The sequence below is a fragment of the Sinorhizobium terangae genome, from assembly GCF_029714365.1.
Taxonomy (GTDB): Bacteria; Pseudomonadota; Alphaproteobacteria; order Rhizobiales; family Rhizobiaceae; genus Sinorhizobium; species Sinorhizobium terangae.
The window spans coordinates 2,266,510-2,291,142 of sequence record NZ_CP121659.1 but is presented as its reverse complement, the minus strand read 5'-3'; the positions used below and the strand labels follow the sequence as shown (position 1 = coordinate 2,291,142).

19 protein-coding genes and 1 other RNA gene are annotated in these 24,633 nt (G+C 63.0%); 19 read left to right on the top strand and 1 reads right to left on the bottom strand.

The genetic code is table 11. The features are described from left to right. Positions 1–132: 132 nt before the first annotated feature. The 14 genes from QA637_RS10985 to murB all read left to right on the top strand — a co-directional run bounded on the left by QA637_RS10985 (position 133) and on the right by murB (position 16,157). Positions 133–1,320: an NAD(P)/FAD-dependent oxidoreductase gene (locus tag QA637_RS10985; protein ID WP_153437368.1), complete on the top strand. Its 1,188-nt coding sequence runs from the start codon at positions 133–135 to the stop codon at positions 1,318–1,320. A 75-nt stretch (positions 1,321–1,395) separates the two neighbouring features. Continuing rightward, positions 1,396–1,794: RNase P RNA component class A (gene rnpB, locus QA637_RS10980), an RNA gene on the top strand. Between the two features lie 416 nt (positions 1,795–2,210). Continuing rightward, the gene (gene mraZ, locus QA637_RS10975) at positions 2,211–2,651 is read left to right on the top strand and encodes a division/cell wall cluster transcriptional repressor MraZ (protein WP_153437367.1); all 441 of its coding nucleotides are present in this window, start codon (positions 2,211–2,213) and stop codon (positions 2,649–2,651) included. A 14-nt stretch (positions 2,652–2,665) separates the two neighbouring features. After that, positions 2,666–3,691, top strand: coding sequence for a 16S rRNA (cytosine(1402)-N(4))-methyltransferase RsmH (rsmH, locus tag QA637_RS10970; protein WP_153437366.1), 1,026 nt, complete (start codon positions 2,666–2,668; stop codon positions 3,689–3,691). Between the two features lie 6 nt (positions 3,692–3,697). After that, positions 3,698–4,081, top strand: coding sequence for a cell division protein FtsL (gene ftsL / locus QA637_RS10965; RefSeq protein ID WP_153437365.1), 384 nt, complete (start codon positions 3,698–3,700; stop codon positions 4,079–4,081). Further along, on the top strand, positions 4,081–5,826 hold the full coding sequence (locus QA637_RS10960; RefSeq protein ID WP_153437364.1) for a peptidoglycan D,D-transpeptidase FtsI family protein: 1,746 nt from the start codon (positions 4,081–4,083) through the stop codon (positions 5,824–5,826). Before ftsL ends, QA637_RS10960 begins: the two co-directional genes overlap by 1 nt. Before the next feature lie 66 nt (positions 5,827–5,892). Next, complete coding sequence (locus QA637_RS10955) at positions 5,893–7,353, top strand: UDP-N-acetylmuramoyl-L-alanyl-D-glutamate--2,6-diaminopimelate ligase (RefSeq protein ID WP_153437363.1); 1,461 nt, start codon at positions 5,893–5,895, stop codon at positions 7,351–7,353. A 1-nt stretch (position 7,354) separates the two neighbouring features. After that, entirely contained in the window at positions 7,355–8,788 is a 1,434-nt protein-coding gene (locus QA637_RS10950; protein WP_153437362.1) for a UDP-N-acetylmuramoylalanyl-D-glutamyl-2,6-diaminopimelate--D-alanyl-D-alanine ligase, read from the top strand. A gap of 139 nt (positions 8,789–8,927) precedes the next feature. Then, the gene (gene mraY / locus QA637_RS10945; RefSeq protein WP_153437361.1) at positions 8,928–10,028 is read left to right on the top strand and encodes a phospho-N-acetylmuramoyl-pentapeptide-transferase; all 1,101 of its coding nucleotides are present in this window, start codon (positions 8,928–8,930) and stop codon (positions 10,026–10,028) included. Between the two features lie 7 nt (positions 10,029–10,035). Then, positions 10,036–11,427 carry a UDP-N-acetylmuramoyl-L-alanine--D-glutamate ligase gene (murD, locus tag QA637_RS10940; RefSeq protein ID WP_283061442.1) on the top strand — a complete coding sequence of 464 codons (1,392 nt, stop codon included), beginning with the start codon at positions 10,036–10,038 and terminating at the stop codon, positions 11,425–11,427. 64 nt (positions 11,428–11,491) lie between these two features. Next, the gene (ftsW, locus tag QA637_RS10935) at positions 11,492–12,646 is read left to right on the top strand and encodes a putative lipid II flippase FtsW (RefSeq protein ID WP_153437359.1); all 1,155 of its coding nucleotides are present in this window, start codon (positions 11,492–11,494) and stop codon (positions 12,644–12,646) included. Positions 12,647–12,649: 3 nt separating this feature from the next. Continuing rightward, positions 12,650–13,774 carry an undecaprenyldiphospho-muramoylpentapeptide beta-N-acetylglucosaminyltransferase gene (murG, locus tag QA637_RS10930; RefSeq protein ID WP_283061441.1) on the top strand — a complete coding sequence of 375 codons (1,125 nt, stop codon included), beginning with the start codon at positions 12,650–12,652 and terminating at the stop codon, positions 13,772–13,774. After that, positions 13,771–15,180, top strand: coding sequence for a UDP-N-acetylmuramate--L-alanine ligase (murC, locus tag QA637_RS10925; protein WP_283061439.1), 1,410 nt, complete (start codon positions 13,771–13,773; stop codon positions 15,178–15,180). Before murG ends, murC begins: the two co-directional genes overlap by 4 nt. A gap of 2 nt (positions 15,181–15,182) precedes the next feature. Beyond that, positions 15,183–16,157, top strand: coding sequence for a UDP-N-acetylmuramate dehydrogenase (gene murB / locus QA637_RS10920; protein WP_153437356.1), 975 nt, complete (start codon positions 15,183–15,185; stop codon positions 16,155–16,157). Between the two features lie 75 nt (positions 16,158–16,232). Here the strand turns inward: murB and QA637_RS10915 are convergent, their stop codons facing one another. Further along, entirely contained in the window at positions 16,233–17,543 is a 1,311-nt protein-coding gene (locus QA637_RS10915) for an MFS transporter (protein ID WP_283061437.1), read from the bottom strand. Between the two features lie 581 nt (positions 17,544–18,124). On the opposite strand from QA637_RS10915, the gene QA637_RS10910 reads away from it, so the two are divergent. The 5 genes from QA637_RS10910 to lpxC all read left to right on the top strand — a co-directional run bounded on the left by QA637_RS10910 (position 18,125) and on the right by lpxC (position 24,480). Next, the gene (locus QA637_RS10910; protein WP_153437354.1) at positions 18,125–19,051 is read left to right on the top strand and encodes a D-alanine--D-alanine ligase; all 927 of its coding nucleotides are present in this window, start codon (positions 18,125–18,127) and stop codon (positions 19,049–19,051) included. After that, the gene (gene ftsQ / locus QA637_RS10905) at positions 19,039–19,968 is read left to right on the top strand and encodes a cell division protein FtsQ (protein WP_184108543.1); all 930 of its coding nucleotides are present in this window, start codon (positions 19,039–19,041) and stop codon (positions 19,966–19,968) included. Before QA637_RS10910 ends, ftsQ begins: the two co-directional genes overlap by 13 nt. Next, positions 19,965–21,296: a cell division protein FtsA gene (ftsA, locus tag QA637_RS10900; RefSeq protein WP_153437353.1), complete on the top strand. Its 1,332-nt coding sequence runs from the start codon at positions 19,965–19,967 to the stop codon at positions 21,294–21,296. Before ftsQ ends, ftsA begins: the two co-directional genes overlap by 4 nt. 102 nt (positions 21,297–21,398) lie before the next feature. Further along, complete coding sequence (ftsZ, locus tag QA637_RS10895; RefSeq protein WP_283061434.1) at positions 21,399–23,171, top strand: cell division protein FtsZ; 1,773 nt, start codon at positions 21,399–21,401, stop codon at positions 23,169–23,171. Positions 23,172–23,526: 355 nt separating this feature from the next. Next, positions 23,527–24,480 carry a UDP-3-O-acyl-N-acetylglucosamine deacetylase gene (lpxC, locus tag QA637_RS10890; RefSeq protein ID WP_153437351.1) on the top strand — a complete coding sequence of 318 codons (954 nt, stop codon included), beginning with the start codon at positions 23,527–23,529 and terminating at the stop codon, positions 24,478–24,480. Positions 24,481–24,633: the final 153 nt, after the last annotated feature.

Genomic DNA, 24,633 nt, shown 5'->3' with positions numbered 1-24,633 from the left:
GGTTCCGATTTAAGGAATCATGCAGTAGCCGGACAGGTCTCGCGTTCCGGCATAGCGTTAACCCCCGAAGGAATTCTGTGCCAATGCTCTTACGACATGTTATCCCGGCGGAGCGAACGATCGGGGAGTCGCATGTCGGAAAGTCTTGATTTCGTTGTCGTCGGCAAGGGCATGATGGGGGCTGCGGCCGCGCGGCATCTGGCCGCTGCAGGTGCAAGCGTCGCGCTTATCGGCCCCGACGAGCCAGAAGATTGGGCCAGCCACGGCGGCGTTTTCGCCAGCCACTACGACAATGCCCGCATTACCCGCACGATCGACGAGGATCCAGTCTGGGCCCGTCTCGCGCGCCGCTCGATCGATCGCTACCCTGCGATTGCCGGCGAGAGCGGCATCGACTTCTATGCGGAGGTCGGTTGCCTGATAGCGGCACCGGCGCCGGGCGGAGAGTTCGACTATCTGGACAAGGTCGGGCACGCCCGCGACAGGCTTGGCGTCGAGGCGCCCCTGATTTCTGGCGATGATCTCGTTCAGCGCTTCCCCTGGTTTCGTTTTCCACAAGGCTATGGCGGTATCCATGAGGCGAGCGGCGCGGGCCACATCAACCCGCGGGCGCTGGTGCGGGCGCAGACGCTGCTTGCCGAAAGATCGGGTGCGCGGGTCATCCGTTCCGAGGTGATTTCCGTCGATGAGCGTTCGGATCACGTCGCTGTTGCGACCGCCGACTTCCAGACGGTTCGCGCGAGGCGCGTCCTCGTCGCGGCCGGTGGCTTCTCGCTGTCGAACGCGCTGCTACCCCGGCCGATCGATCTTGTCGTGAAGGCGCGCACGGTGCTTTTCGCCGAGGTTGGCGCCGAGGATCTCGCCGACTTCGAGGGCATGCCGTCGCTGATCGGCGCGGCTCCGGAGCAGGCGCGAAGCTACTATTTGCTGCCGCCGGTTGCCTATGCGGACGGCAAATACTACATCAAGATTGGCGGCGACCCGACTGATCGGATGCTTGCGAGCGAACCGGCGGTGAGGGGATGGTTCCGCGCTGGCGGCAACAAGGCGGCGGCCGATCATATGCATGGCCTGCTGGCCGAAGTAATGCCGGGCTTCCGGCCTGTTTCGACGCATTTTGCGCCTTGCGTCACGTCGTTCACGCGGCACGGTTATCCCTATATCGGCTTTGCCAGCGATCGCCTCGCTGTCGTCACCGGCGGCAACGGACAGGCCGCCAAGAGTTCCGACGAGATCGGCCGGCTCGGTGCCGTGCTCGTCCTGAACGGGCACCTCGATGCCCCTGAATACGAGACCGACTTTGCGGTTTCGTACCGCTGACCGATCCGCGTAAGCGAAGATGAAATATTCGATTTCTCTGGCGCTTGCCGCTTCGGTCGGTTAATGACCCCTCTGCCAGTTGGCCGGGCAGCCGCGCTCCGCAAGTGCCGAAAGGCCGCGGGGGGAGGAAAGTCCGGGCTCCACGGAAACACGGTGCCGGATAACGTCCGGCGGGGGCGACCCCAGGGAAAGTGCCACAGAAAGCAAACCGCTTCGCTTCGCGGAGTAAGGGTGAAAGGGTGGGGTAAGAGCCCACCGCGGACATGGCAACATGGACGGCACGGCAAACCCCACCGGGAGCAAGACCGAATAGGGATGACACGGGCGCGCAAGCGTCCAGCCGGTTTCCAGGCGCGTCATCCGGGTGGGTTGCAAGAGGCTGCGCGCAAGCGCAGTCCCAGATGAATGGCTGCCACGCTCCGTTCCTCCGGGAGCGGGGCCATACAGAACCCGGCTTACAGGCCAACTGGCTATTTTTCTTTCCCCTGCTGTTCGCAACCGCATTTCGAGCGGAGCCGCCTCTTCTCAAACGAATCAGCAGCCGAAAGTTCCCGCGACCATTGCTGCCGCAGGGCGGTTTCGCGCGGGATTCCAAGGGATTAGGGTCCCGGTCGTAACTTTTTGTTAATCTTAACAACCTATCAATATTTGATCATCCGCAAGGCTTATTACGAGCTTCTCCCATTGACGCCCATATGGTCCCATGTTATCCCATAATGGCACTGCGCAAGGGCCGCGTCGTGGCCCATCATCGCAAAATTCCAAGGATCCTTCCTCGGAAGGATCGGGCGGACACGCTTGTGTTCGGCGGGGGTCTTTTGCGCGCGCAGGCGAGTGTTCGCGCGGGCCAATGATCGTGGCCCGTCAGTCGGAGGCGGCCGTTTCGCGTTATGAACCGCTTCTTGTCACATGCTACGAACCGGATCGATGCAAAGGGACGGGTGTCCGTGCCTTCGGCGTTCCGCGCCGTGCTTTCGGATGGAGGCGTCCGGGAGTTATACTGCTTTCAGGACTTCGTCTTTCCGGCGATCAGCGTAGGTGGGCCGGAGCTTCTGGACCGGTTCGAGAAGCAGATGGCGGCAGAGGATCCGTTCTCGGATGTCGCCAACCAGATGTCGCTCCTCGTTCATGGGGGCGGCGTCTTTGTGAAGCTCGACCCGGAGGGCCGGTTGATGGTGACGGATTTTATTCGCGACTTCACCGGCATCTCGACCGACGTGACTTTCGTCGGGCGGGGCGATCATTTTCAGCTCTGGGAGCCGCAGGCGTTTGCGAGGGCGCAGGCGGAGGCCCGGGAAGGGCGCAAGCAAAGGGGGTTGCGTCCGGAATAGAATGGAGAGGCGGAATGGTGACGGATCAAGGCGGCGGAGATTCTGAAGCCGACGGCGGACCGGTTCGTCACATTCCCGTCCTGTTGAGCGAAGTGCTCGCTGCCCTCGATCCCGCACCCGGCAAGATCATTCTCGACGGCACGTTTGGTGCCGGCGGCTACACGTCCGCCATCCTGAAGGCCGGTGCCGACGTGATCGCGCTCGACCGCGATCCGACGGCGATTGCCACAGGTCAACCTCTTGTCGCTGCCTCCGAAGGCCGGCTCACGCTCATTCATTCCCAATTTTCAGAACTGGCCGAACATGCGCCGGCAGAAGGCCTCGACGGCGTCGTGCTCGATATCGGTGTTTCATCGATGCAGATCGACGAGGCCGAGCGAGGCTTTTCCTTTCAGAAGAAGGGGCCTCTCGACATGCGCATGTCGGCGGCCGGCGTCTCCGCCGCCGACGTCGTCAACCGCGCCAAGGTCTCCGATCTCATCCGCATCTTCGGCTTCCTCGGCGAAGAGAAGCAGGCGGGCCGCATCGCCCGCGCCATCGAAAAGCGCCGCGCGGAGGCGCCGTTCGAAACGACGCGCGACCTCGCGGGCCTCATCGAGACCGTCACGCCGCGCAAGGCCAAGGACAAGATCCACCCCGCGACCCGCGTCTTTCAGGCGCTGCGCATCTTCGTCAACGACGAACTCGGGGAACTCGCCAATGCGCTTTTTGCCGCCGAGCGGGTACTGAAACCTGGCGGGCGCCTTGTCGTCGTCACCTTCCATTCTCTCGAAGACAGGATCGTCAAGACGTTCTTCCAGGACCGATCGGGCAAGGCGGCCGGATCCCGCCATCTGCCGATGGTCGCGGCACGCGCCGCAACCTTCACGCCAGTTGGCAAGCCTATGATTGCGGCCAGCGAGGAAGAAGCGTCCCGCAATCCGCGCGCCCGGTCCGCCAAGCTCAGGGCCGGCATCCGCACGGAAGCCCCGTCGCCGGGAAACGATCTATCCATTTTCAATCTGCCGGAACTGGCGAGCCTTGCGAAACTGGGGGGCTAAGAGAAGATGCTGCGAACGCTCGACATTGTCCTGATCGTCGTCATGACGGCAGCTGCGACGGTCACCTACACGATCAAGCATCAGGCCGAGAACAAGCGCGAAGAAGTTCGCCGGCTCGACGCCGCGATCAAGCTCGAGGAAGACACGATCGATCTCCTGAAGGCGGATTGGGCGCTACTGACGCAACCGAACCGGCTCGAGCGCCTCGTGGGCGCCTTCGCTGCAGACCTGCAACTCGCGCCGACCCCTTCGACACAACTCGCGCGGCCCGAGGAGCTTCCGATGCTCAAAGCGGACCTGCCGCAGCCGGAAGACGACAAGGCGGCTGAAGACGGCATCGCCGCCGTCATCAAAACAGATGGTATTGCAACAGGATCGGTGGCGCGCTGATGTCGTTTCTCTCCCGTATCATGGTGCTGAAGAGCAAGGCGCATTTCTCGGCGGGCGGCAACAATCGCCCATCCGATGGGGTGAAAGTCACGATCCAGGGAGCACGCAAGAAAAGCGCCAGCCAGGCGAAGAACCGGGTGGCGATCGTCATTGCCAGCTTCGGCATCGTCTATGCGGTGATCGGCGGGCGGCTGGTGCAATACGGCATGGCCCAGCCGGAGACCGTTTCCTCGATCGGGCCTGCCGACAGTTTGATGGCCTCGCGCCCCGACATTCTCGATCGCAACGGCGAAATCCTCGCAACCGATATCCGCACCGTGTCGCTCTACGCCGAGCCGCACAAGATCGTCGATGCCGACGAAGCGGTCGAGCGTCTGGCGACGGTTCTCCCCGATCTCAATGCCCGCGAGATCTACAACAAGCTCAAGTCGAAATCCCGGTTCCAGTGGCTGCGCCGGCAACTGACGCCGAAGCAGCAGAGCGAAATCCTGGCGCTCGGCATTCCCGGCGTCGGCTTCCGCCCGGAAAAGCGGCGCTTCTATCCCGGTGGTCCGACCGCCGCCCATATCCTCGGTCATGTCAATATCGATAACCGCGGCGTTGCCGGCATGGAGCGCTACATCGACGGCCAGGGCCTCGCCGACCTCGCGGCGATCGGCATGACGAGTGATGCCAAACTCGAGCCGGTCAGGCTTTCGATCGATGTGCGCGTGCAGAACATCGTTCGTGATGTGATCGACGCAGGCATGAAGAACTTCCAGGCGATTGCTGCCGGCGCGGTCGTGCTCGACGTCCATACCGGCGAAGTGCTGGCAATGGCCTCGGTTCCGGACTACGACCCGAACAAGCCGGCGGAAGGCGCCGAGGAAGGCTGGATGAACCGCATGTCGAACGGCACGTTCGAGATGGGGTCCACCTTCAAGACCTTCACGATCGCGATGGGGCTCGACTCCGGCAAGGTGACGCTCAACGACAGCTTCGATGCGTCGGCGCCGATCCGCATCGGCGGCTTCACCATCAAGGACTTTCACGGCAAGCGCCGCGTGCTGACGGTCCCGGAAATCTTTCAGTATTCCTCGAACATCGGCACGGCCAAGATCGCCGACCTGATCGGCATCCCCGGCCACAAGGAATTCCTGACGCGCATGGGGCTCCTTTCGAAGCTGCCGACGGAGCTTCCGGAGGTCAAGACGCCGACCCAGCCGCGCGAATGGAAGAAGATCAACTCGATCACCATCTCCTTCGGCCACGGCGTTTCCACGACGCCGCTGCAGACGGCTGTTGCCGGAGCAGCACTGGTCAATGGCGGCAAGCTCATTCCGCCGACCTTCCTGCCGCGCACGGAGGAACAGGCAAACGAACTCGCGACGGCGGTCGTCAAGAAGAGCACAAGTGACGACATGCGCTTCCTGCTTCGCTGGAACGGCATTGCCGGATCGGGCAAGCGGGCGCTCGTTCCCGGTTTCAACGTCGGGGGCAAGACCGGCACGGCTGACAAGGTGGTCAACGGCCGTTACGCCCACGACCTGAACTTCAACGCATTCCTCGCCGCGTTCCCGATCGACAATCCCAAATACATCGTGCTCACCTTCATCGATGCCCCGAAGACCGGCGAAGGCGGCGGGCGGACCGCGGGTTCAAACGCAGCGCCCATGGTGCGCGACATCATCAGCCGCTCCGCGCCGCTTCTCGGCGTCGAACCGAAATTTGGAGAAGACGGTTCTGCCTTGCTTGTGTCTTATTGACCGTGAAATGAGAATGCGAGCGATTCGCGATCCGGCGGGTCGATATCGATGCGGGACATGCAGTTCATGAAGATCAAGGACCTGGCGGGAGCAGCTTTCCCGGAACTATCGGCGCAATTGAAGGGCGTTTCCTCGGATATCGAGATCGCCGGCATTACGGCCGATAGCCGGCAGGTCAAACCGGGCGATCTTTTTGTCGCTGTCTCCGGCACGAAGGCGAACGGTGCCGCATACATTGCCGACGCCCTTTCGCGTGGCGCCGCAGCCGTGGTCACCGCGGCCGGCGGTGTTGCCGAAGCCGGCATGCCGGTATTCGGGCTGTCGGAGCCGCGCCGTTTCCTGGCGAAGGCTGCAGCCGCCTTCTACGGTCGCCAGCCGGAGACCATGGTGGCGGTGACCGGGACGGCGGGCAAGACCTCTGTTGCTTCGTTCACCCGGCAGATCTGGGCGCATTCGGGCCTTGCCGCCGCGATGATCGGGACGACCGGCGTCGTCGCACCGGGCCGCAACGACTATGGATCGCTGACCACGCCGGACCCTGTCTCGCTGCACAAGCTGCTTAAGGAACTCGCCGATGTCGGCGTGACCCATGCGGCGATGGAAGCCTCCAGCCACGGCCTCGACCAGAACCGTCTCGACGGCGTTCGGCTTGCCGCTGCCGCCTTCACCAATCTCGGCCGCGACCACATGGACTACCATCCGACGGTCGAACACTACATGGCCTCGAAGATGCGCCTCTTCTCGGCCCTCCTGCCCAAGGGTGCGCCGGCGGTGATCTTTGCCGACGACCAATGGTCGGACCAGGCAATCGCCGCCGCCCGCAAAGCCGGCCAGGATGTGCGCACCGTCGGGCGCAAGGGCGAATTCATCACGTTGAAGCGCGTCGAGCACTTCCGCCACAAGCAGTCGGCGGAGGTGCATGTCGGCGACGATATCTTTGAAATCCACGTGCCGCTTGCCGGCGACTTCCAGATCGCCAACGCACTGGTTGCCGCTGGCCTTGCCATGTCCACCGGCATCAGCGCCAAGGCGGCCTTTTCCGCGCTTGAGAAACTGCAGGGCGCATCCGGGCGCCTGGAGCTTGTCGGGCACACGAAGGATGGCGCGCTCGCCTATGTGGACTATGCCCACAAGCCGGATGCGCTGGAGAATGTCCTGACTTCGGTTCGTCCGTTTACCACGGGTCGGATCATTGTCGTATTCGGCTGCGGTGGCGACCGTGACAAGGGCAAGCGGCCGATCATGGGCGAGATTGCCACGCGGCTTGCCGATGTCGTCATCGTCACCGACGACAACCCGCGCTCGGAAGTGCCGGAGGTCATCCGCGCCGAGATCATGGCTGCGGCCAAAGGCGCGACCGAAATCGGCGACCGCGCTGAGGCGATCCGCGCCGCGGTCGGGATGCTGAAAAGCGGCGACACGCTGATTGTCGCCGGCAAGGGACATGAGGAAGGGCAGACGATCGGTTCCGTGACCCTGCCGTTCTCGGACCACGAGGAAGTACGCAAGGCATTGGGAGGGCGGTGACTTGAACTGGCTCTGGACAAGCAGCGATCTTCTGGCTGCGATGAACGGCCGTCCGGTCGGAAATCTGCCAGAGGGCATAGCCGGCATCTCGATCGACAGCCGAACGATCAACAAGGGCGAGGCGTTTTTCGCGATTAAGGGCGATCGCGTCGACGGCCATGACTATGCCGGGATCGCGCTTGCCAACGGAGCTTCCCTCCTTGTCGTCAGTGAGGGCAAGATTCCCGCCCTCGGTCGGCTGATCGCACCTATGATCGTCGTCGATGACGTGCTGGAGGCCCTGATCCGCCTCGGCTGCGCAGCGCGCGACCGCAGTGCGGCAAAGGTTATCGCCGTCACCGGATCGGTCGGAAAGACCACGACGAAGGAGATGCTGAGACACGTGCTGTCCCCGCTCGGCAGGGTGCACGCGTCCGTTGCCTCCTTCAACAATCACTGGGGCGTGCCGCTGACCCTTGCGCGGATGCCTGAGGCCACCGACTTCGGCATTTTCGAGATCGGCATGAATCACCCCGGCGAGATCCGGCCGCTGACGAAGATGGTTCGTCCGCACGTGGCAGTCGTCACCAGCATCGCGCCGGCTCATCTCGGCAATTTCGAAAGCCTCGACGAGATCGCAGCGGCGAAGGCCGAGATCTTCGAGGGTGTCGTCAAGGGCGGCCACGCCGTCCTCAATATCGACAGCCCGCAATTCACTCTCCTGGAGCGCGCCGCCGGTGCTGCCGGTGTGAGCTACATCCATTCCTTCGGCGCCAATCCCAAAGCCGAGTTCCGGCTGGTCGAATTCACCGGTCGATCGGAAGGATCGGTGCTTTGGGCGGGGATCGGCGGCAAGACGCTTGAAGTCGCGATCGGCGCTCCGGGACGCCATATCGCCGAGAACGCCCTGGCCGTGATTGCGGCGGCGAAGCTTGCAGGCGCTGATCTCGATCAGGTCCTGGCCTCGCTTGCGACGATGCGACCGGAAAAGGGCAGGGGATTGCAGCACCGTCTGAAGGTCGGCACTGGACGGCTGACGCTTATCGACGAGAGCTACAATGCCAACCCGGCTTCGATGCGCGCCGCGATCTCGCTGCTGCGCGACGCCGAGCCGCCCGTCGGCGGGCGCCGGATCGCAATCCTCGGCGACATGCTGGAGATGGGCGAGCACGCGGCCGATGTTCATGCGGCTCTCGCCGGGCCGATCGTCGAGGCCGGCATTGTCGACGTCTGGCTCGCCGGGCCCGAGATGGCGCATCTGCGCGACTCTCTGCCGCCGGAGGTTTCGGTCGTTTATCGCGAGTCTGTCGACGATCTCACGGACTATGCACTCGCAGCGGTTGCCGCCGGTGATGTGGTGATGGTCAAATCGTCCAAGGGAACCGGCTGCGGGCGGATCATCCAGGCGCTTCTCAACGCCTATCCGGAAGAAGCGGCGAGGAGCAGGGAAGTATAGCGCTGCCACCACTGCACGTGGTGGATACCGCGCTCGGCCAGGGGATATGGCCTAACATAGTCGACCACAAGTGGGTAACGTCTATCAGATGATTCTGTTGGACGATGTCCGATTCTAAACCTTTGGGGAAAGGTCCCTTATGCTGATCTGGCTCGTGGAACTGGCGGACCACTTTCAATTCTTCAATCTCTTTCGCTACATCACTTTCCGCACGGGTGCAGCTCTCTTCACTTCCGCCCTGATCGTCTTCCTGTTCGGCCCGGCGATGATCGCATCGCTTCGTATCCGCCAGGGCAAAGGTCAGCCGATCCGCGCCGATGGTCCGCAGACCCATTTCAAGAAGGCTGGTACGCCGACCATGGGCGGTCTAATGATCCTCGCCGGTATCGTGGTCTCGTCGCTGCTGTGGGCCGACCTTTCGAGCGTCTATGTCGTTTCGACCCTCCTGGTTACGCTGGGCTTCGGCGCAATCGGCTTCTACGACGACTATCTCAAGGTGACCAAGCAGTCGGACAAGGGCTTTTCGGGCAAGGCGCGCCTTGGCATCGAGTTCGTGATCGCGGCGATCGCAGTCTTCTTCATGATGCAGGCGTCGCTTTCGGCGGGGACCGCCGGCTCCACTTTCGGTTCCTCGGTGACCTTCCCCTTCTTCAAGGACCTGATGCTCAATCTCGGCTATTTCTTCGTGCTTTTCGGCGGTTTCGTCATCGTCGGCGCGGGCAACGCCGTGAACCTGACCGACGGTCTCGACGGCCTCGCCATCGTACCCGTGATGATCGCGTCCGCCGCCTTCGGGCTCATCGCCTACCTCGCCGGTAACGCCGTTTTCGCCAACTATCTGCAGATCCATTTCGTGCCAGGCACCGGCGAACTCGCCGTAATCCTCGGCGCCGTCATCGGCGCCGGCCTCGGCTTCCTCTGGTTCAACGCACCGCCCGCCGCGATCTTCATGGGGGACACGGGCTCGCTGGCGCTCGGCGGCCTCATCGGCACGGTTGCCGTTGCCACGAAGCATGAAGTCGTTATGATCATCATCGGCGGTCTCTTCGTCATGGAGACGCTGTCGGTGATCATCCAGGTCTTCTGGTTCAAGCGCACGGGCCGCCGCGTGTTCCTTATGGCGCCGATCCACCATCATTTCGAAAAGAAGGGCTGGACGGAAAGTCAGGTGGTGATCCGCTTCTGGATCATCGCCGTCATCCTCGCGATGATCGGCCTTTCGACGCTGAAGCTCAGGTAACGGCGCGATGATTCCGGTCACCACATTCAAGGACAAGAAGGTCGCGCTCTTCGGGCTCGGCGGTTCGGGCCTCGCGACAGCGCAAGCGCTGGTCGCAGGCGGGGCGGAGGTCGTCGCCTGGGACGATAATCCGGACAGCGTCGCCAAGGCCGCGGCTGCAGGGCTTTCGACGGCCGGTCTGCGCAGCGTCGATTGGTCGGCCTTTGCCGCCTTCGTGCTTTCTCCCGGCGTGCCGTTGACGCATCCGAAGCCCCATTGGACGGTCGATCTCGCCCGCCACGCTGGCGTCGAGATCATCGGCGACGTGGAACTTTTCGTGCGTGAGCGCCGGGTTCACGCCCCCGATTGCCCGTTCATCGCCATCACCGGCACCAACGGCAAGTCGACCACGACCGCGCTGATCGCCCATATCCTCAGAGAAAGCGGGCGGGACACCCAGCTTGGCGGCAACATCGGCACCGCGGTGCTGACGCTCGATCCGCCGAAGGCCGAGCGCTGCTACGTGGTGGAATGCTCCTCCTATCAGATCGATCTTGCGCCGACGCTTGAGCCCACGGCCGGCGTCCTGCTGAACCTGACGCCGGACCATTTGGACCGGCACGGCACGATGCAGCACTATGCCAGTATCAAGGAGCGGCTGGTGGCCGGAAGCGGCACGGCGATCGTCGGCGTCGATGACAGCTTCTCGAGCCTGATTGCCGATCGGGTGGAGCGCGCCGGAACCAGGGTCGTGCGCATTTCGCGTCGGAATGCGCTTGCCGACGGGTTTTATGCCGAGGGCTCGCGGCTGATGCGCGCAAGCGGCGGCACGTCTTCGCTGTTCGCAGACCTTGAAGGGATCCAGACGCTGCGCGGAGGGCATAATGCACAGAATGCCGCTGCCGCAATTGCCGCTTGCCTGGCGGTCGATGTCAACGAGAAGGACATTATCGATGGGCTGCGCAGCTTCCCGGGACTTAAACACCGGATGCAGCCCGTGGGCAAGAAAGGTGACGTCGTCTTCGTCAACGACAGCAAGGCGACCAATGCGGATGCCGCGGCGCCAGCACTTTCGAGCTACGATCGCATCTACTGGATCGCCGGCGGTCTGCCGAAGGAGGGCGGCATCACGTCGCTGGTGCCGTTCTTCCCGAAGATCGTCAAGGCCTATCTGATCGGCGAGGCCGCGCCGGCCTTTGCAGCGACGCTCGGCGAGGCCGTGCCCTACGAGATTTCCGGGACGCTGGAGAAGGCGGTCGCGCATGCGGCGGCGGATGCGGCACGAGACGAGGGCGGGCCTTCCGCCGTGATGCTCTCCCCGGCTTGCGCAAGCTTCGATCAGTACAAGAATTTCGAGGTGCGTGGAGATGCCTTTGTCGGGCATGTGGCAGCACTCGAAGGCGTGACCATGCTCGTCTGACGAGCGGAGCCGGCCTGAAGGATGGACATTGGCGCAGACCTGCGCCGGAAAAGGGGACAGACAGATGGTAAGCCGAGCCGAACGTGGCCCCGTGGCCGACTGGTTCTGGACGATCGACAGGTTGTTTCTGGCGACCTTCATCCTCCTGATGGGCGTCGGCTTCATGCTCTCCTTCGCGGCAAGTCCGCCGGTTGCCGAACGGCTCGGCCTCGACAGCTTCCACTTCGTCAAGCGTCATGCGCTCTTCCTCCTGCCGTCGCTCGCAGTGATGGTCGGCATCTCCTTCCTTTCGCCACGCCAGGTCAGGCGCGCAGCGATCATCCTGCTCGGCGTCTCGCTCGGGATGATGGTGCTGGTTCTCTTCGTCGGCCAGGAGGTCAAGGGCTCTCTGCGCTGGATATCGATCGGCGGCATTTCTATCCAGCCCTCGGAATTCATGAAGCCGGCCTTCGTTGTCGTCTGCGCCTGGCTTTTCTCCGAGCACGCACGGCAGCCGGAAATCCCAGGTAATCTCTTCGCCATCCTGCTTTTCGGGATCGTCGGGGCGCTTCTTGTCGCCCAGCCGGATCTTGGCCAGACCATCCTGACCACGGCGGTCTGGGGCGGCATGTTCTTCATGGCCGGCATGCCGTGGCTCTGGATTATCGTGCTTGCGGGCGCCGCGGTCGGCGGTTTCTTCGTCGCCTATACCATGCTGCCGCACGTCGCCGGTCGCATCGACCGGTTCCTGACCGGCGAGGGCGATACCTTCCAGGTGGATACGGCCCGCGAGGCGATCATTCGCGGCGACTGGTTCGGCCGCGGCCCGGGAGAAGGTGTCGTCAAGCGCATCATTCCCGACAGCCACACCGACTTTGTGTTTTCCGTGGCTGCCGAAGAGTTCGGCATCGTCTTCTGCATGGTCATCGTGCTGATCTTTTCCTTCCTGGTCATGCGTGGTCTCAGCCATGCCTTCCGCGAGCGGAACGATTTCAACCGCTTTGCCGTTGCCGGTCTTGTGCTGCAACTCGGCATCCAGTCGATGATCAACATTGGCGTGAACCTCGAGTTGCTTCCGGCCAAGGGCATGACCCTGCCGCTGATTTCCTATGGCGGCTCCTCGATGGTGGCGATCTGCGTGACGGCCGGATTCATCCTGGCATTGACCCGTCACCGGCCCGAGAAGCGCGCCGTGGAGCGCAGCCTCTTTCGATCCGGTGTCGGAATGCCGGCGGAGTAAGTCATGAGCAAAGGCATCATTCTTCTTGCCGCCGGGGGCACCGGCGGCCACCTCTTTCCCGCCGAAGCGCTGGCGCATGAGCTGAAGGCGTCCGGCTACGACGTGCATCTGGTGACGGACAGCCGCGCCGAGCGCTTTGCCGGCCGATTTCCGGCAGACGAGATCCACATCGTGCCTTCGGCGACGATCGGCTCGAAGAACCCGATCAAGCTGGCGCGATCGGTCTGGAAGCTCTGGACTGGCTTGCGTGCGGCGCGGCGCCTGATCACGCGCCTGAAGCCCAAAGCAGTGATTGGTTTCGGGGGCTACCCGACGGTGCCGCCGCTGCTCGCCGCGACCGGCATGGGAGTGCCGTCAATCATCCACGAGCAGAATGCCGTGATGGGACGGGCCAATAAGATGCTGGCCTCACGCGTGCAGGCAATTGCCGGCGGCTTTCTTCCCGAAGGCACCGGGGTTTTCGCGACGAAAACGGTGACGACCGGCAATCCCGTGCGTCCACCCGTGCTCGAGGCGGCGGGCGTGCCCTACGCGGATTCGATGCGCGACGCACCATTCCATCTGGTCGTATTCGGCGGCAGCCAGGGCGCGCAATATTTCTCGCAAGCGATGCCGCAGGCGATCTGCCGTCTCGACGACGCCACGCGTCAGCGCTTGCGGGTCACGCAGCAGGCGCGTCCCGAGGACCGTGAAGGCGTAATCGCGACTTACGACAAACTCGGCGTTCCGGCGGAAGTCTCTCCCTTCTTCAACGACATGGCGGCGCGGATAGCAGCCGCCCAGCTCGTCGTTTGCCGCTCGGGCGCATCGACCGTCTCCGAGCTTGCGGTGATCGGCAGGCCGGCGATCCTCGTGCCCTATCCCTATGCCCTTGACCACGATCAGGCGGCGAATGCGGCCGCACTTGCGGCCAAGGGCGGTGCCCGCGTTATCGCGCAGGCCGAGCTCAGCGCCGAACGGCTTGCGGGCATCCTCGCCGACGCGATGAACAATCCACAGTCCCTGGCGCAAATGGCCGCCAGTGCCCGCGAAACCGGCAAACCGGACGCCGCGCGCTTGCTTGCATCCCTCGTAGAGGCTATTGCCAGCGGTTTGACAGTCGAGAAATTCAAGGAAACACGCTCATGAAAATGCCGAAGACGATCGGGCTCGTACATTTCATCGGTATCGGCGGCATCGGCATGAGCGGCATCGCAGAGGTGCTGCATAATCTCGGGCATCGGGTGCAGGGGTCGGATCAGTCGGACAGCGCCAACGTGCAGCGCCTTAGCGAGAAGGGCATCAAGATCTCCGTCGGCCATAAGGCTGAAAACCTCGGCGATGCCGAGGTCGTCGTCGTCTCGACGGCGATCAAAAAGGACAATCCCGAGCTGATCGCCGCGCGCGAAAAGTTCCTGCCGGTGGTGCGGCGCGCCGAAATGCTGGCCGAGCTCATGCGCTTCCGCAACGCGATCGCCATCGGCGGCACGCACGGCAAGACGACGACGACCTCGATGATCGCGGCGCTTCTGGACGCCGGCGGACTCGATCCGACGGTCATCAATGGTGGGATCATCAATGCTTACGGCACGAATGCGCGCATGGGTGCCGGCGAATGGATGGTGGTCGAGGCGGACGAGTCGGACGGGACCTTCCTGAAGCTGCCCGCCGATATCGCAGTGGTCACCAATATCGACCCCGAACATCTCGACCACTACGGCAATTTCGACGCCGTGCGCGCTGCTTTCCGACAGTTCGTCGAGAACGTGCCCTTCTATGGCTTCGGTGTGCTCTGCCTCGATCACCCCGAGGTCCAGGCGATGGTCGCCAAGATCGAGGACCGCAAGGTCGTCAGCTATGGCGAGAACCCGCAGGCGGACGTGCGCTACCACAATATCCGCATGGACGGCGCGACCTCCGTCTTCGATATCGAGATTCGCCGCCGCCGCACGGGTCAGGTGATCACGATGAAGGATCTGCGGCTGCCTATGCCCGGCCGCCACAACGTTTCCAACGCCACGGCCGCGATTGCCGTCGCCCAGCGCCTCGGCATCAAGCCGGAGGATATCGCGAAAGGGCTCGCCGCCTTTGGTGGCGTCAAGCGGCGCTTCACGCTCACCGGCGAGTGGAACGGGGCGCGCATCTTCGACGACTATGGCCATCACCCGGTCGAGATCAAGGCGGTGCTGAGGGCGGCGCGTGAGGCCTGCCAGGGCCGGATCATCGCCGTTCACCAGCCGCATCGCTACAGCCGTCTTTCGAGCCTTTTCGAGGACTTCGCCTCCTGCTTCAATGATGCCGACACGATCCTGATCGCGCCGGTCTATGCGGCGGGTGAAGACGCGATCGACGGGGTGGATTCGGAAGTGCTGGTCAACCGCATCAAGGCGGCAGGGCATCGCGACGCGCGTTACGTTCCCGGGCAGGAGGCGATCGCGCCGATCGTCTCGAAGATTGCGCAGGCGGGCGATTTTGTGGTTCTCTTGGGGGCCGGCAGCATTACCTATTGGGCTGCGGCCCTTCCCAAGGAACTCGCGAATATTTCAGGAATTTGAGCATGAAACAGGTTAACGGTGAAAGACTTCTCGAAGCGCTCGGAAGCGGCGTCAGCGCAGTCCGCGGACGCATCACGCCCGATGCCCCGATGGACCGGGTGACCTGGTTTCGCGCCGGCGGGCTTGCCGAGCTCATGTTCCAGCCGCACGACACGGACGATCTCGTCACCTTCCTGAAGCTCGTGCCGGAGGAGGTTCCGGTCATGGTGATCGGCGTCGGCTCCAACCTGCTCGTGCGCGACGGCGGCATACCGGGCGTCGTCATCCGCCTTTCGGCCAAGGGTTTTGGCGATCTCGAACTCGTCGGCGAAAACCGCATCAAGGCAGGTACCATCTGCCCCGACAAGAACATCGCGGCCATGGCCCTCGATCATGGCATTGGCGGCTTCTATTTCTACTACGGCATTCCGGGCTCGATCGGCGGCGCGCTCCGGATGAACGCCGGGGCAAACGGCGGCGAGACGCGCGAGCGGGTTGTGGAGGTCCATGCGGTCGACCGCAAAGGCAAAAAGCATGTGCTGAGCAATGCCGACATGGGATATTCCTATCGTCACACTGCAGCGGCGAAGGACTTGATCTTCACGCACGCGATTTTCGAAGGATATCCGGAAGACAAGAACAAGATCCGCACCGACATGGACGCGGTGCGCCAGCATCGCGAGACGGTGCAGCCGATCCGCGAGAAGACCGGTGGCTCGACCTTCAAGAACCCGGAAGGCCACTCCGCCTGGAAACTCATCGATGAGGCGGGTTGCCGCGGCATGATGATCGGCAGCGCGCAGATGTCGCCGCTCCACTGCAACTTCATGATAAACACCGGACAGTCGACCGGCTACGAGCTCGAATATCTCGGCGAGACTGTGCGGTCACGCGTGCTGGAGCATTCCGGCGTTCGTCTCGAATGGGAAATCAAGCGCATCGGCAATTTCATGCCGGGCTACGAGATCAAGGAATTCCTCGGCCGCGGCATCGCCTGAGCCGGAAGCATGAAAGCGAAAGGGCCGCGACGGAGTCACCGTCGCGGCCCTTTTGCTGTTTGCTTGGAACTGCCGTCAGCCGGAGACTTCTTCTTCCTTTGATAGCAGCAGGCAGGCGAGCGTGATCAGCGCGGCTGCAAGCAGGTAATAGCCGACATGGCCGAGGCTGTAGTTGGTCGCGAGCCAGGTGGCGATATAGGGCGCCAGCGATGCGCCAAATATGCCGGCGAGGTTGAAGGTCATCGATGCACCGGTGTAGCGCACGGCTGTCGGGAAGGGGGCGGCGAGTGCCGCGCCGATCGGCCCGTAGGTAAGCCCCATCAGGCCGAGGCCGATGATCGAGAAGGCGAAGGCGCCGCCACGGCCGCTCGTCATCAGCGGAGCCATGGCGAGACCGAAGATGCCGATGCCGATCGTCGTCAGCACCAGAACCAGCCGTCGGCCAAAGCGATCCGAAAGAATGCCGGAGACCGGAATCATCAGGCCGAAGAAGACGACGCCGACCATCTGGACGATCAGGAACTGCTCGCGCGAAAAACCGAGCTTCGCCGTGCCCCAGGAGAGCGAGAAGACGGTCATCAGATAGAACAGGACGAAGGTCGCGAGGGCCACGAAAGTGCCAAGCACAAGGCTGCGCTTGTGCGAGCGGAAGATGGCTGCGACCGGAACCTGAACGCGCTCATGCTTGTCGATCGCCTTCTGGAATTCCGGTGTCTCGGTGATCTTCAGCCGGACATAGAGGCCGACGATGACGAGCAGGACGCTGGCGATAAAGGGAACCCGCCAGCCCCAGGCGAGGAAGGCTTCTTCGCTCATCACTTCGCCGAGCACGAGGAAGATGCCGGCGGAAAGGATGAAGCCGATTGGCGCACCGAGTTGCGGGAACATCGCATACCAGCTCCGCTTGCCTTCCGGCGCATTCTCGGTCGCCAGCAGCACGGCGCCGCCCCATTCACCGCCAAGCCCCAGGCCCTGGCCGAAGCGGCACAGCGCAAGCAAGAGGGGCGCGGCGATGCCGATCGTGGTATGGGTCGGCAGGAGACCGATCACGACGGTCGAAACGCCCATAGTCATCAGCGCCGCGACCAGCGTTGCCTTGCGGCCGACCTTGTCGCCGAAATGGCCGAAGACCACCGCGCCGAAGGGGCGGGCGAAAAAGGCGATCGAGAAGGTGGCGAAGGATTGCAGCATCGCCGAGGTCGGATCGGCCGAAGGAAAGAAGAGATGCGGGAAGATGATTACCGCCGCGGTCGCATAAACATAGAAGTCGAAGAATTCGATGGTCGTGCCGACGAGGCTCGCAAACAGCACCCGGGCGGGGGAATTCGCTGCCGGCCGAACGAACGCACTATCCTTCGGCGACAGCGAGGTTGTCGCGTCTGTCATTGTGTTATCCTGGTATGAATTGTCGTGCCGTCTTGGGAGGCGGTCGGCGGGTTCTTAGCGCAAGTTGCGATCGGGAGAAAGTCGGAATTCGTAAGAAATGCGAACTAAATTCGCGGCGCGCGCAGCATTATTCCGCTGCTGCATGGCTCACGAGATCTATGCGGTCGGATGCCTCAATTTTCGGCAGCGGGCAGGTCGCGGTGGCATCCCTATCACGGTCTTAATCGTTCTCTGATAAATCGTCTGCGAATGGGAGTGTCCCGCTTAATGGCTGGCGTGGCTATACTCGCGGAGGGCGCCTCGTCGTTCCAGGATTTCCGGCGCAATCATTTTTTCGGCTTCTGCACTCCTTTCTCAACGTGGTCGCGCAAGCCACTGAAGTTGCCCCTAATTACCTCTTTTCGTCAGGCGTTTTTGGGCGGCGAACCTGATGCTTTTCATGAGAAGAGTTAACCAAAGTAAACGGTTCATTAACCATAATGCCGTTCTAGTGGCCCTGTTCGGGCGCCGGTGACTCGGCAACCGGAATCAGCCAGACGCAAGCAAGCATTGTAATAGTGGCGTATTGTTTGGGGGTTTTGATGAGCGGCAGGCATGTTGCTGTCCTGATGGGCGGATTTTCCTCGGAGAGGCCGGTGAGCCTGTCTTCCGGGGCTGCCTGCGCCGATGCTCTCGAAGCCGAAGGCTATCGCGTCACTCGCGTGGACGTCGGTCGCGACGTGGCCGCGGTTCTCGCCGATCTCCGCCCGGATGTCGCTTTCAATGCCCTGCATGGCCCATTCGGCGAAGACGGCACGATCCAGGGAATCCTGGAATATCTGGAGATCCCCTATACTCATTCCGGCGTGCTTGCCTCGGCTCTCGCCATGGACAAGGCGCAGGCCAAGCATGTTGCCAAGGCCTCCGGCATTCCGGTCGCCGAGGCGCTGATCATGGACCGGCGCACATTCGGCAACGAACACCCTATGAAGCCGCCCTATGTGGTCAAGCCGGTGCGCGAAGGCTCGAGCTTCGGCGTCGTGATCGTCAAGGAAGACCAGTCGCATCCGCCGCAGGTGATCACGTCGAGCGAATGGCGCTACGGCGACCGCGTCATGGTCGAGCGCTACATCGCCGGCCGCGAGTTGACCTGCGGTGTCATGGGCGATGTCGCGCTTGGCGTTACCGAGATCATTCCGCAGGGGCACGCCTTCTACGATTATGATTCAAAATACGTAAAAGGTGGTTCAAGCCACGTCATTCCGGCACAGATTTCACCAAATATTTACCAAAAAATACAAACACTCGCTTTGAAGGCGCATCAGGCAATCGGTTGCCGCGGCGTCAGCCGATCCGACTTCCGCTTCGATGATCGCGGTCCCGGCGAAGGCGAGTTGATCTGGCTGGAAATCAACACCCAGCCCGGCATGACCCCGACCTCCCTGGTGCCCGAGATGGCGCAGCATGCGGGCCTTCAGTTTGGTGAGTTTCTCAGGTGGATGGTGGAGGACGCATCGTGTTTGCGTTGAGGGGCAGAAGGGGCAGAAGGGTGCGTCACCCGCTCGGCGTCGCCGCTGAGGCGGATGAGACGTTCGTTCTGCCGCGTCCATTGCGCAAGGTGGTCCGTTTCCTGGTCAGCCTCGGTACCGGGCGCATCCGCTTTCCGGCGCATACCGGCACACTTTCGGCTGCTGCCTTCTTGGCGGCGACGGGCTTCTACGGCATGTCGCTCGGCGGCCACACGCAGAATTTCGCGCAGGCCTCGACAACCGCCGCCGGCTTTGCCATCGAGGACGTGCGGGTTTCCGGCAACGAGCAGACGTCCGAGATCGATATTCTGCAGCAGCTTGGGCTGGATGGCACGACCTCGCTAGTGGCCCTCGACATCGCCGAGGCCCGCAGGCTGATCAGCGAGTTGCCCTGGGTGCAGAACGTCACCGTGCGCAAGGTCTATCCGGGCACGATCGAGGTGAACCTCGAGGAGCGCAAAGCCTTCGGCATCTGGCAGCACGGCTCCGACCTGTCGCTGATCGAGCGTAGCGGTAGCGTCATCGCGCCGCTTCGCGACAACAAGTTCGCGGCCTTGCCGCTGTTCGTCGGCCGCGATGCCGAGACGGCGGCCGCCGGCTTCTATGACGAATTCTCCCGCTGGCCGGAGTTCCGCTCGCGCGTGAAGGCTTTTGTGCGCGTTTCCAGCAGGCGGTGGGACCTGCGCCTCGACAACGGCATTATCGTCAAGCTTCCGGAGGACGACGTCGCGCGGGCGATGAAGGTTCTCTCCGACATGGAGGAGAAGCATCAGCTTCTGGAGCGCGACATCGCCGCCGTCGATCTGAGGCTTGAAGACCGCACCACGGTACAATTGACGCCGGAAGCCGTTGCCCGGCGGGAAGTCGCGTTGAAGGCGAGGGAGAAGATGCTGAAAGCCCAGGAGAAGCGGATATGAGTTTGTTCGGTTCTTCCAATTTGGGTCTTCCGCGCCTGAAGCCGCTGTCTTCCAAGCGGTCTCATGTCGTCTCGGTGCTAGACATCGGCTCGACCAAGATCGTCTGCATGATTGGCCGGCTGACGCCGCGCGCCGAAAGCCAGATCCTGCCCGGTCGCACCCACAATATCGAAATCATCGGCATCGGCCATCAAAAGTCGCGCGGCGTGAAGAACGGCGTCATCGCCGATCTCGACGCGGCGGAAGGTGTCGTTCGTCTTGCGGTCGACGCCGCGGAGCGGATGGCGGGGCTGACGATCGACAGCCTGATCGTCAATGTTTCCGCAGGCCGTCTCCAGAGCGACGTCTACACTGCGACGATCGATCTCGGCGGGCAGGAAGTCGATGCGAGCGATCTCAAGAAGGTTCTCGCCGCTGCCGGCCAGCAGTCGCAGCGCTCCGACCGCGCGATCCTGCATTCGCTGCCGACCGGCTTCTCGCTCGATGGCGAGCGTGGCATCCGCGATCCGCTGGCGATGTTCGGCGACGTCCTCGGCGTGGATATGCACGTGCTGACGGTCGAGCGGGCTGCTCTCAAGAACCTCGAGCTCTGCGTCAACCGCGCCCATCTCTCGGTCGAGGGTATTGTTGCGACGCCTTATGCCAGCGGTCTTGCCGCACTCGTCGACGACGAGGTGGAGCTTGGCTGCGCGGCGATCGACATGGGCGGCGGCACGACGACGATTTCCGTCTTCGCAGAAGGCAAGCTGGTTCACGCCGACGCCGTCAGCCTCGGTGGCCACCATGTCACCACCGATCTTGCGCGCGGGCTTTCGACGCGCATCGAGGATGCCGAGCGGCTGAAGGTCGTGCACGGTTCAGCGCTGCCCAACAGCGCCGACGAGCGCGATATCGTATCTGTCCCGCCGATCGGAGAGGACGATCGCGACCAGCCGACCCATGTGCCGCGCGCACTGGTGTCGCGCATCGTTCGCGCCCGCATTGAGGAGACGCTGGAGCTCATCCGTGATCGCATCCAGCGCTCCGGTTTCAGCCCGATCGTCGGCAAACGCATTGTGCTGACGGGCGGCGCCAGCCAGTTGACCGGCCTGCCGGAAGCCGCGCGGCGCATTCTCGCCCGCAATGTCCGCATCGGCCGCCCGCTCGGCGTGTCCGGCCTGCCGACCGCGGCCAAGGGCCCGGCGTTTTCGACGGCCGTCGGACTGATGATCTATCCCCAGGTAGCCGATCTCGAGACCCATGCTGCCCATGGCGGCATGTTCTCCACCTTCGGCGGCGGCAACAGCCGCATCGCCCGCATGGGGCAGTGGTTGAAAGAGAGTTTCTGAGCTTCGCCGATGCCGCAGGGGCGTCGGACGTAACAGGTGTTTGAGTTTTGAAGGATTTGGCCGGCTCGGCAAGGCGGCCAGAAAACGAGAAGGAACAGTGATATGACCATCAACTTGCAAAAGCCGGATATTACCGAGCTGAAGCCCCGCATCACGGTCTTCGGCGTCGGTGGCGGCGGCGGCAACGCCGTCAATAACATGATCACCGCGGGCCTGCAGGGCGTCGACTTCGTCGTCGCCAACACGGACGCGCAGGCGCTTACCATGACCAAGGCTGAACGGATCATCCAGATGGGTGTTGCGGTTACCGAAGGTCTCGGCGCCGGCTCGCAGCCCGAAGTCGGCCGCGCGGCCGCCGAGGAGTGCATCGACGAGATCATCGATCACCTGAATGGCACGCACATGTGCTTCGTTACCGCCGGCATGGGCGGCGGCACCGGCACGGGTGCGGCTCCGATCGTCGCCCAGGCGGCCCGCAACAAGGGCATCCTGACCGTCGGCGTCGTCACCAAGCCGTTCCACTTCGAAGGCCAGCGCCGCATGCGGCTTGCCGATCAGGGCATTGCCGAACTGCAGAAGTCGGTCGACACGCTGATCGTCATCCCGAACCAGAACCTCTTCCGCATCGCCAATGACAAGACGACCTTCGCGGACGCCTTCGCCATGGCCGACCAGGTCCTCTATTCGGGTGTTGCCTGCATCACCGACCTCATGGTCAAGGAAGGCCTGATCAACCTCGACTTCGCCGACGTCCGCTCGGTGATGCGCGAAATGGGCCGCGCCATGATGGGCACCGGCGAAGCATCGGGCGAAGGCCGCGCAATGGCCGCCGCCGAGGCTGCAATCGCCAACCCGCTGCTCGACGAAACCTCGATGAAGGGTGCGCAGGGCCTGCTCATTTCCATCACCGGCGGTCGCGACCTCACGCTCTTCGAGGTCGACGAGGCTGCAACACGCATCCGCGAGGAAGTGGATCCGGACGCCAACATCATCCTTGGCGCCACCTTCGATGAAGAACTCGAAGGCCTGATCCGCGTTTCCGTTGTTGCAACCGGTATCGATCGCACGGCTGCGGAGGTGGCCGGTCGCACTGCTGACTTTCGTCCGGTAGCGCCGAAGCCGATCGTACGCCCGTCCGCCGCAATCCCGGCCCAGCCGCAGCCGGCCGCCCAGCACCAGCCGCCGGCACCGCAGCCGCAGCCGGTCGCTCAGCCCGTGCCGCAGCAAAACACCGTCGACCAGATCGCGCTTGCAATCCGCGAGGCCGAGATGGAGCGCGAGCTCGATATCGCCACCCGTGCCCAGGTCGCCGCGCCGGTACAGCACGTGCAGGAAGAAGCCTTTCGGCCCCAAAGCAAACTTTTCGCCGGCGCCGCGCCGGTGGAGGCCGCTCCCGTAGTGCGTCAGGCCCCGCCGGTGCAGCGTCCGGTCGAAATGCCGGTGCAGGCACAGGTCCAGCCGCAGGTGCAGCCGCAGCCGGTTCGCCACGAGCCTGCTCCGGTCATGCGCCAGCATGCCGAACCGGTGCGCATGCCGAAGGTCGAGGATTTTCCTCCGGTCGTGAAGGCTGAGATTGATCACCGCGCGCATGCCGCCCCTGCTCACCAGGAAGAGCGCGGGCCGATGGGGCTCCTGAAGCGAATCACCAATTCGCTTTCCCGCCGCGACGATGACGACCACGGTGTGTCGGCCGACATGACGGCGGCAGCGCCGAGCCCTGCGTCCCAGCAGCGCCGCCCGCTTTCGCCGGAAGCGAGCCTTTACGCACCGCGTCGCGGTCAACTTGACGATCACGGCCGCGTCTCGCCGCAGGCGCGCTCGCACGAAGATGATCAGCTCGAAATCCCGGCATTCCTTCGCCGCCAGTCGAACTGATTTTGAAGGACTGTTCCTTCACCTTGCCGAATGCCCGGGCAACCGCCCGGGCATTTTTCGATTTTATTCGTTATTTCAATGGCTTGCAAATTATGTTGCGCGCATGACAATTGCGTAACAATGCGAAACGAACAGTGATTTGGAATGGTGCCTCCAAAATCATATTTTCAGCATCGGAATTGGGGACGCATACGATTCGATCGGGCGCTGTTAGTTCGGAGATTCGAGGTTTCGGCCAATCGGGGCCGTTCCTCGGAACGTCCGACTTGCGCCTTGAGCATCGCTGCTTCCCTCGTGCGTTTGGCCGATGGCTTATCGAGTGCCAGGGCCGCATAGAGTGAAAGTGAAGACGAGAATGGGAATTGAGCTCCTCGGGTTTCAGACGACGATTGCGAACCCGGTAACGCTGAAGGGAATTGGCGTCCATTCCGGCGCGGAAGTGTCGATCACCTTCCATCCGGCGGAGGCCGACGCCGGCATCGTGTTTCAGCGCGTTCTCGCCGGCGGCCGCGTTGCCGAGTTCAGAGCCGTCTCGTCGCAGGTCGGCAACACCGACCTCTGCACGGTTCTCGGCTTCTCGTCGGCAACGTCGATCGCCACGGTCGAACATGTAATGGCAGCGATCTATGCGCTCGGTCTCGATAACCTGCTCGTCGAGGTTCATGGCGCTGAAATGCCGATCATGGACGGCAGCTCCGAGCCATTCATCGACGCGATCGAACAGGTCGGCCTGAGGGCACTGGCCGTCAAGCGCCGCTATATCCGCATCATCAAGCCGGTACGCATCGACTCGGGCGCTTCCTGGTCGGAGTTCACGCCCTATGACGGCATGCGCTTCGAGGTCGAGATCGACTTCGACTGCCCGCTGATTGGCCGCCAGGCCTGGAAGGGCGACATGACGCCTTCCGTCTTCAAGCGGGAACTGTCGCGCGCACGCACCTTCGGCTTCATGCGCGACGTCGAACGGCTGTGGGCCGGCGGCTTTGCGCTTGGTTCGTCGCTCGAAAACTCGGTGGTGATCTCGGACGACAACACGGTGGTCAATGTCGAAGGGCTGCGTTATGCGGACGAGTTCGTGCGCCACAAGACCCTTGATGCCGTCGGCGATCTTTCGCTGGCCGGCGCTCCGTTCATCGGCTGCTATCGCTCCTATCGCGGCGGCCATAAGATGAATGCGAACGCGCTGAAGGCCCTGCTGAGCGACCCCACCGCCTACGAGGTCGTCGAAACGGCAACACCGCGTCAGCGCACCCGCTCGCGCGACATGGTCGCCGTCGCAGCTCCGGGCTTTGCGCCCTGGTCCGCATAACAATAAAAGTCAGTTCTTCTCCAGTCGCCGGCCGAAAGGCCGGCATTTTCATTGTGCGGGGTGATTCTCGGCAGCCCATTTGGGAGCCGAGATATCCTTCCGCGCCAAGTATTGGACGGCTTTTATCCGTGGAAAACGCGCACAGCACTGCAT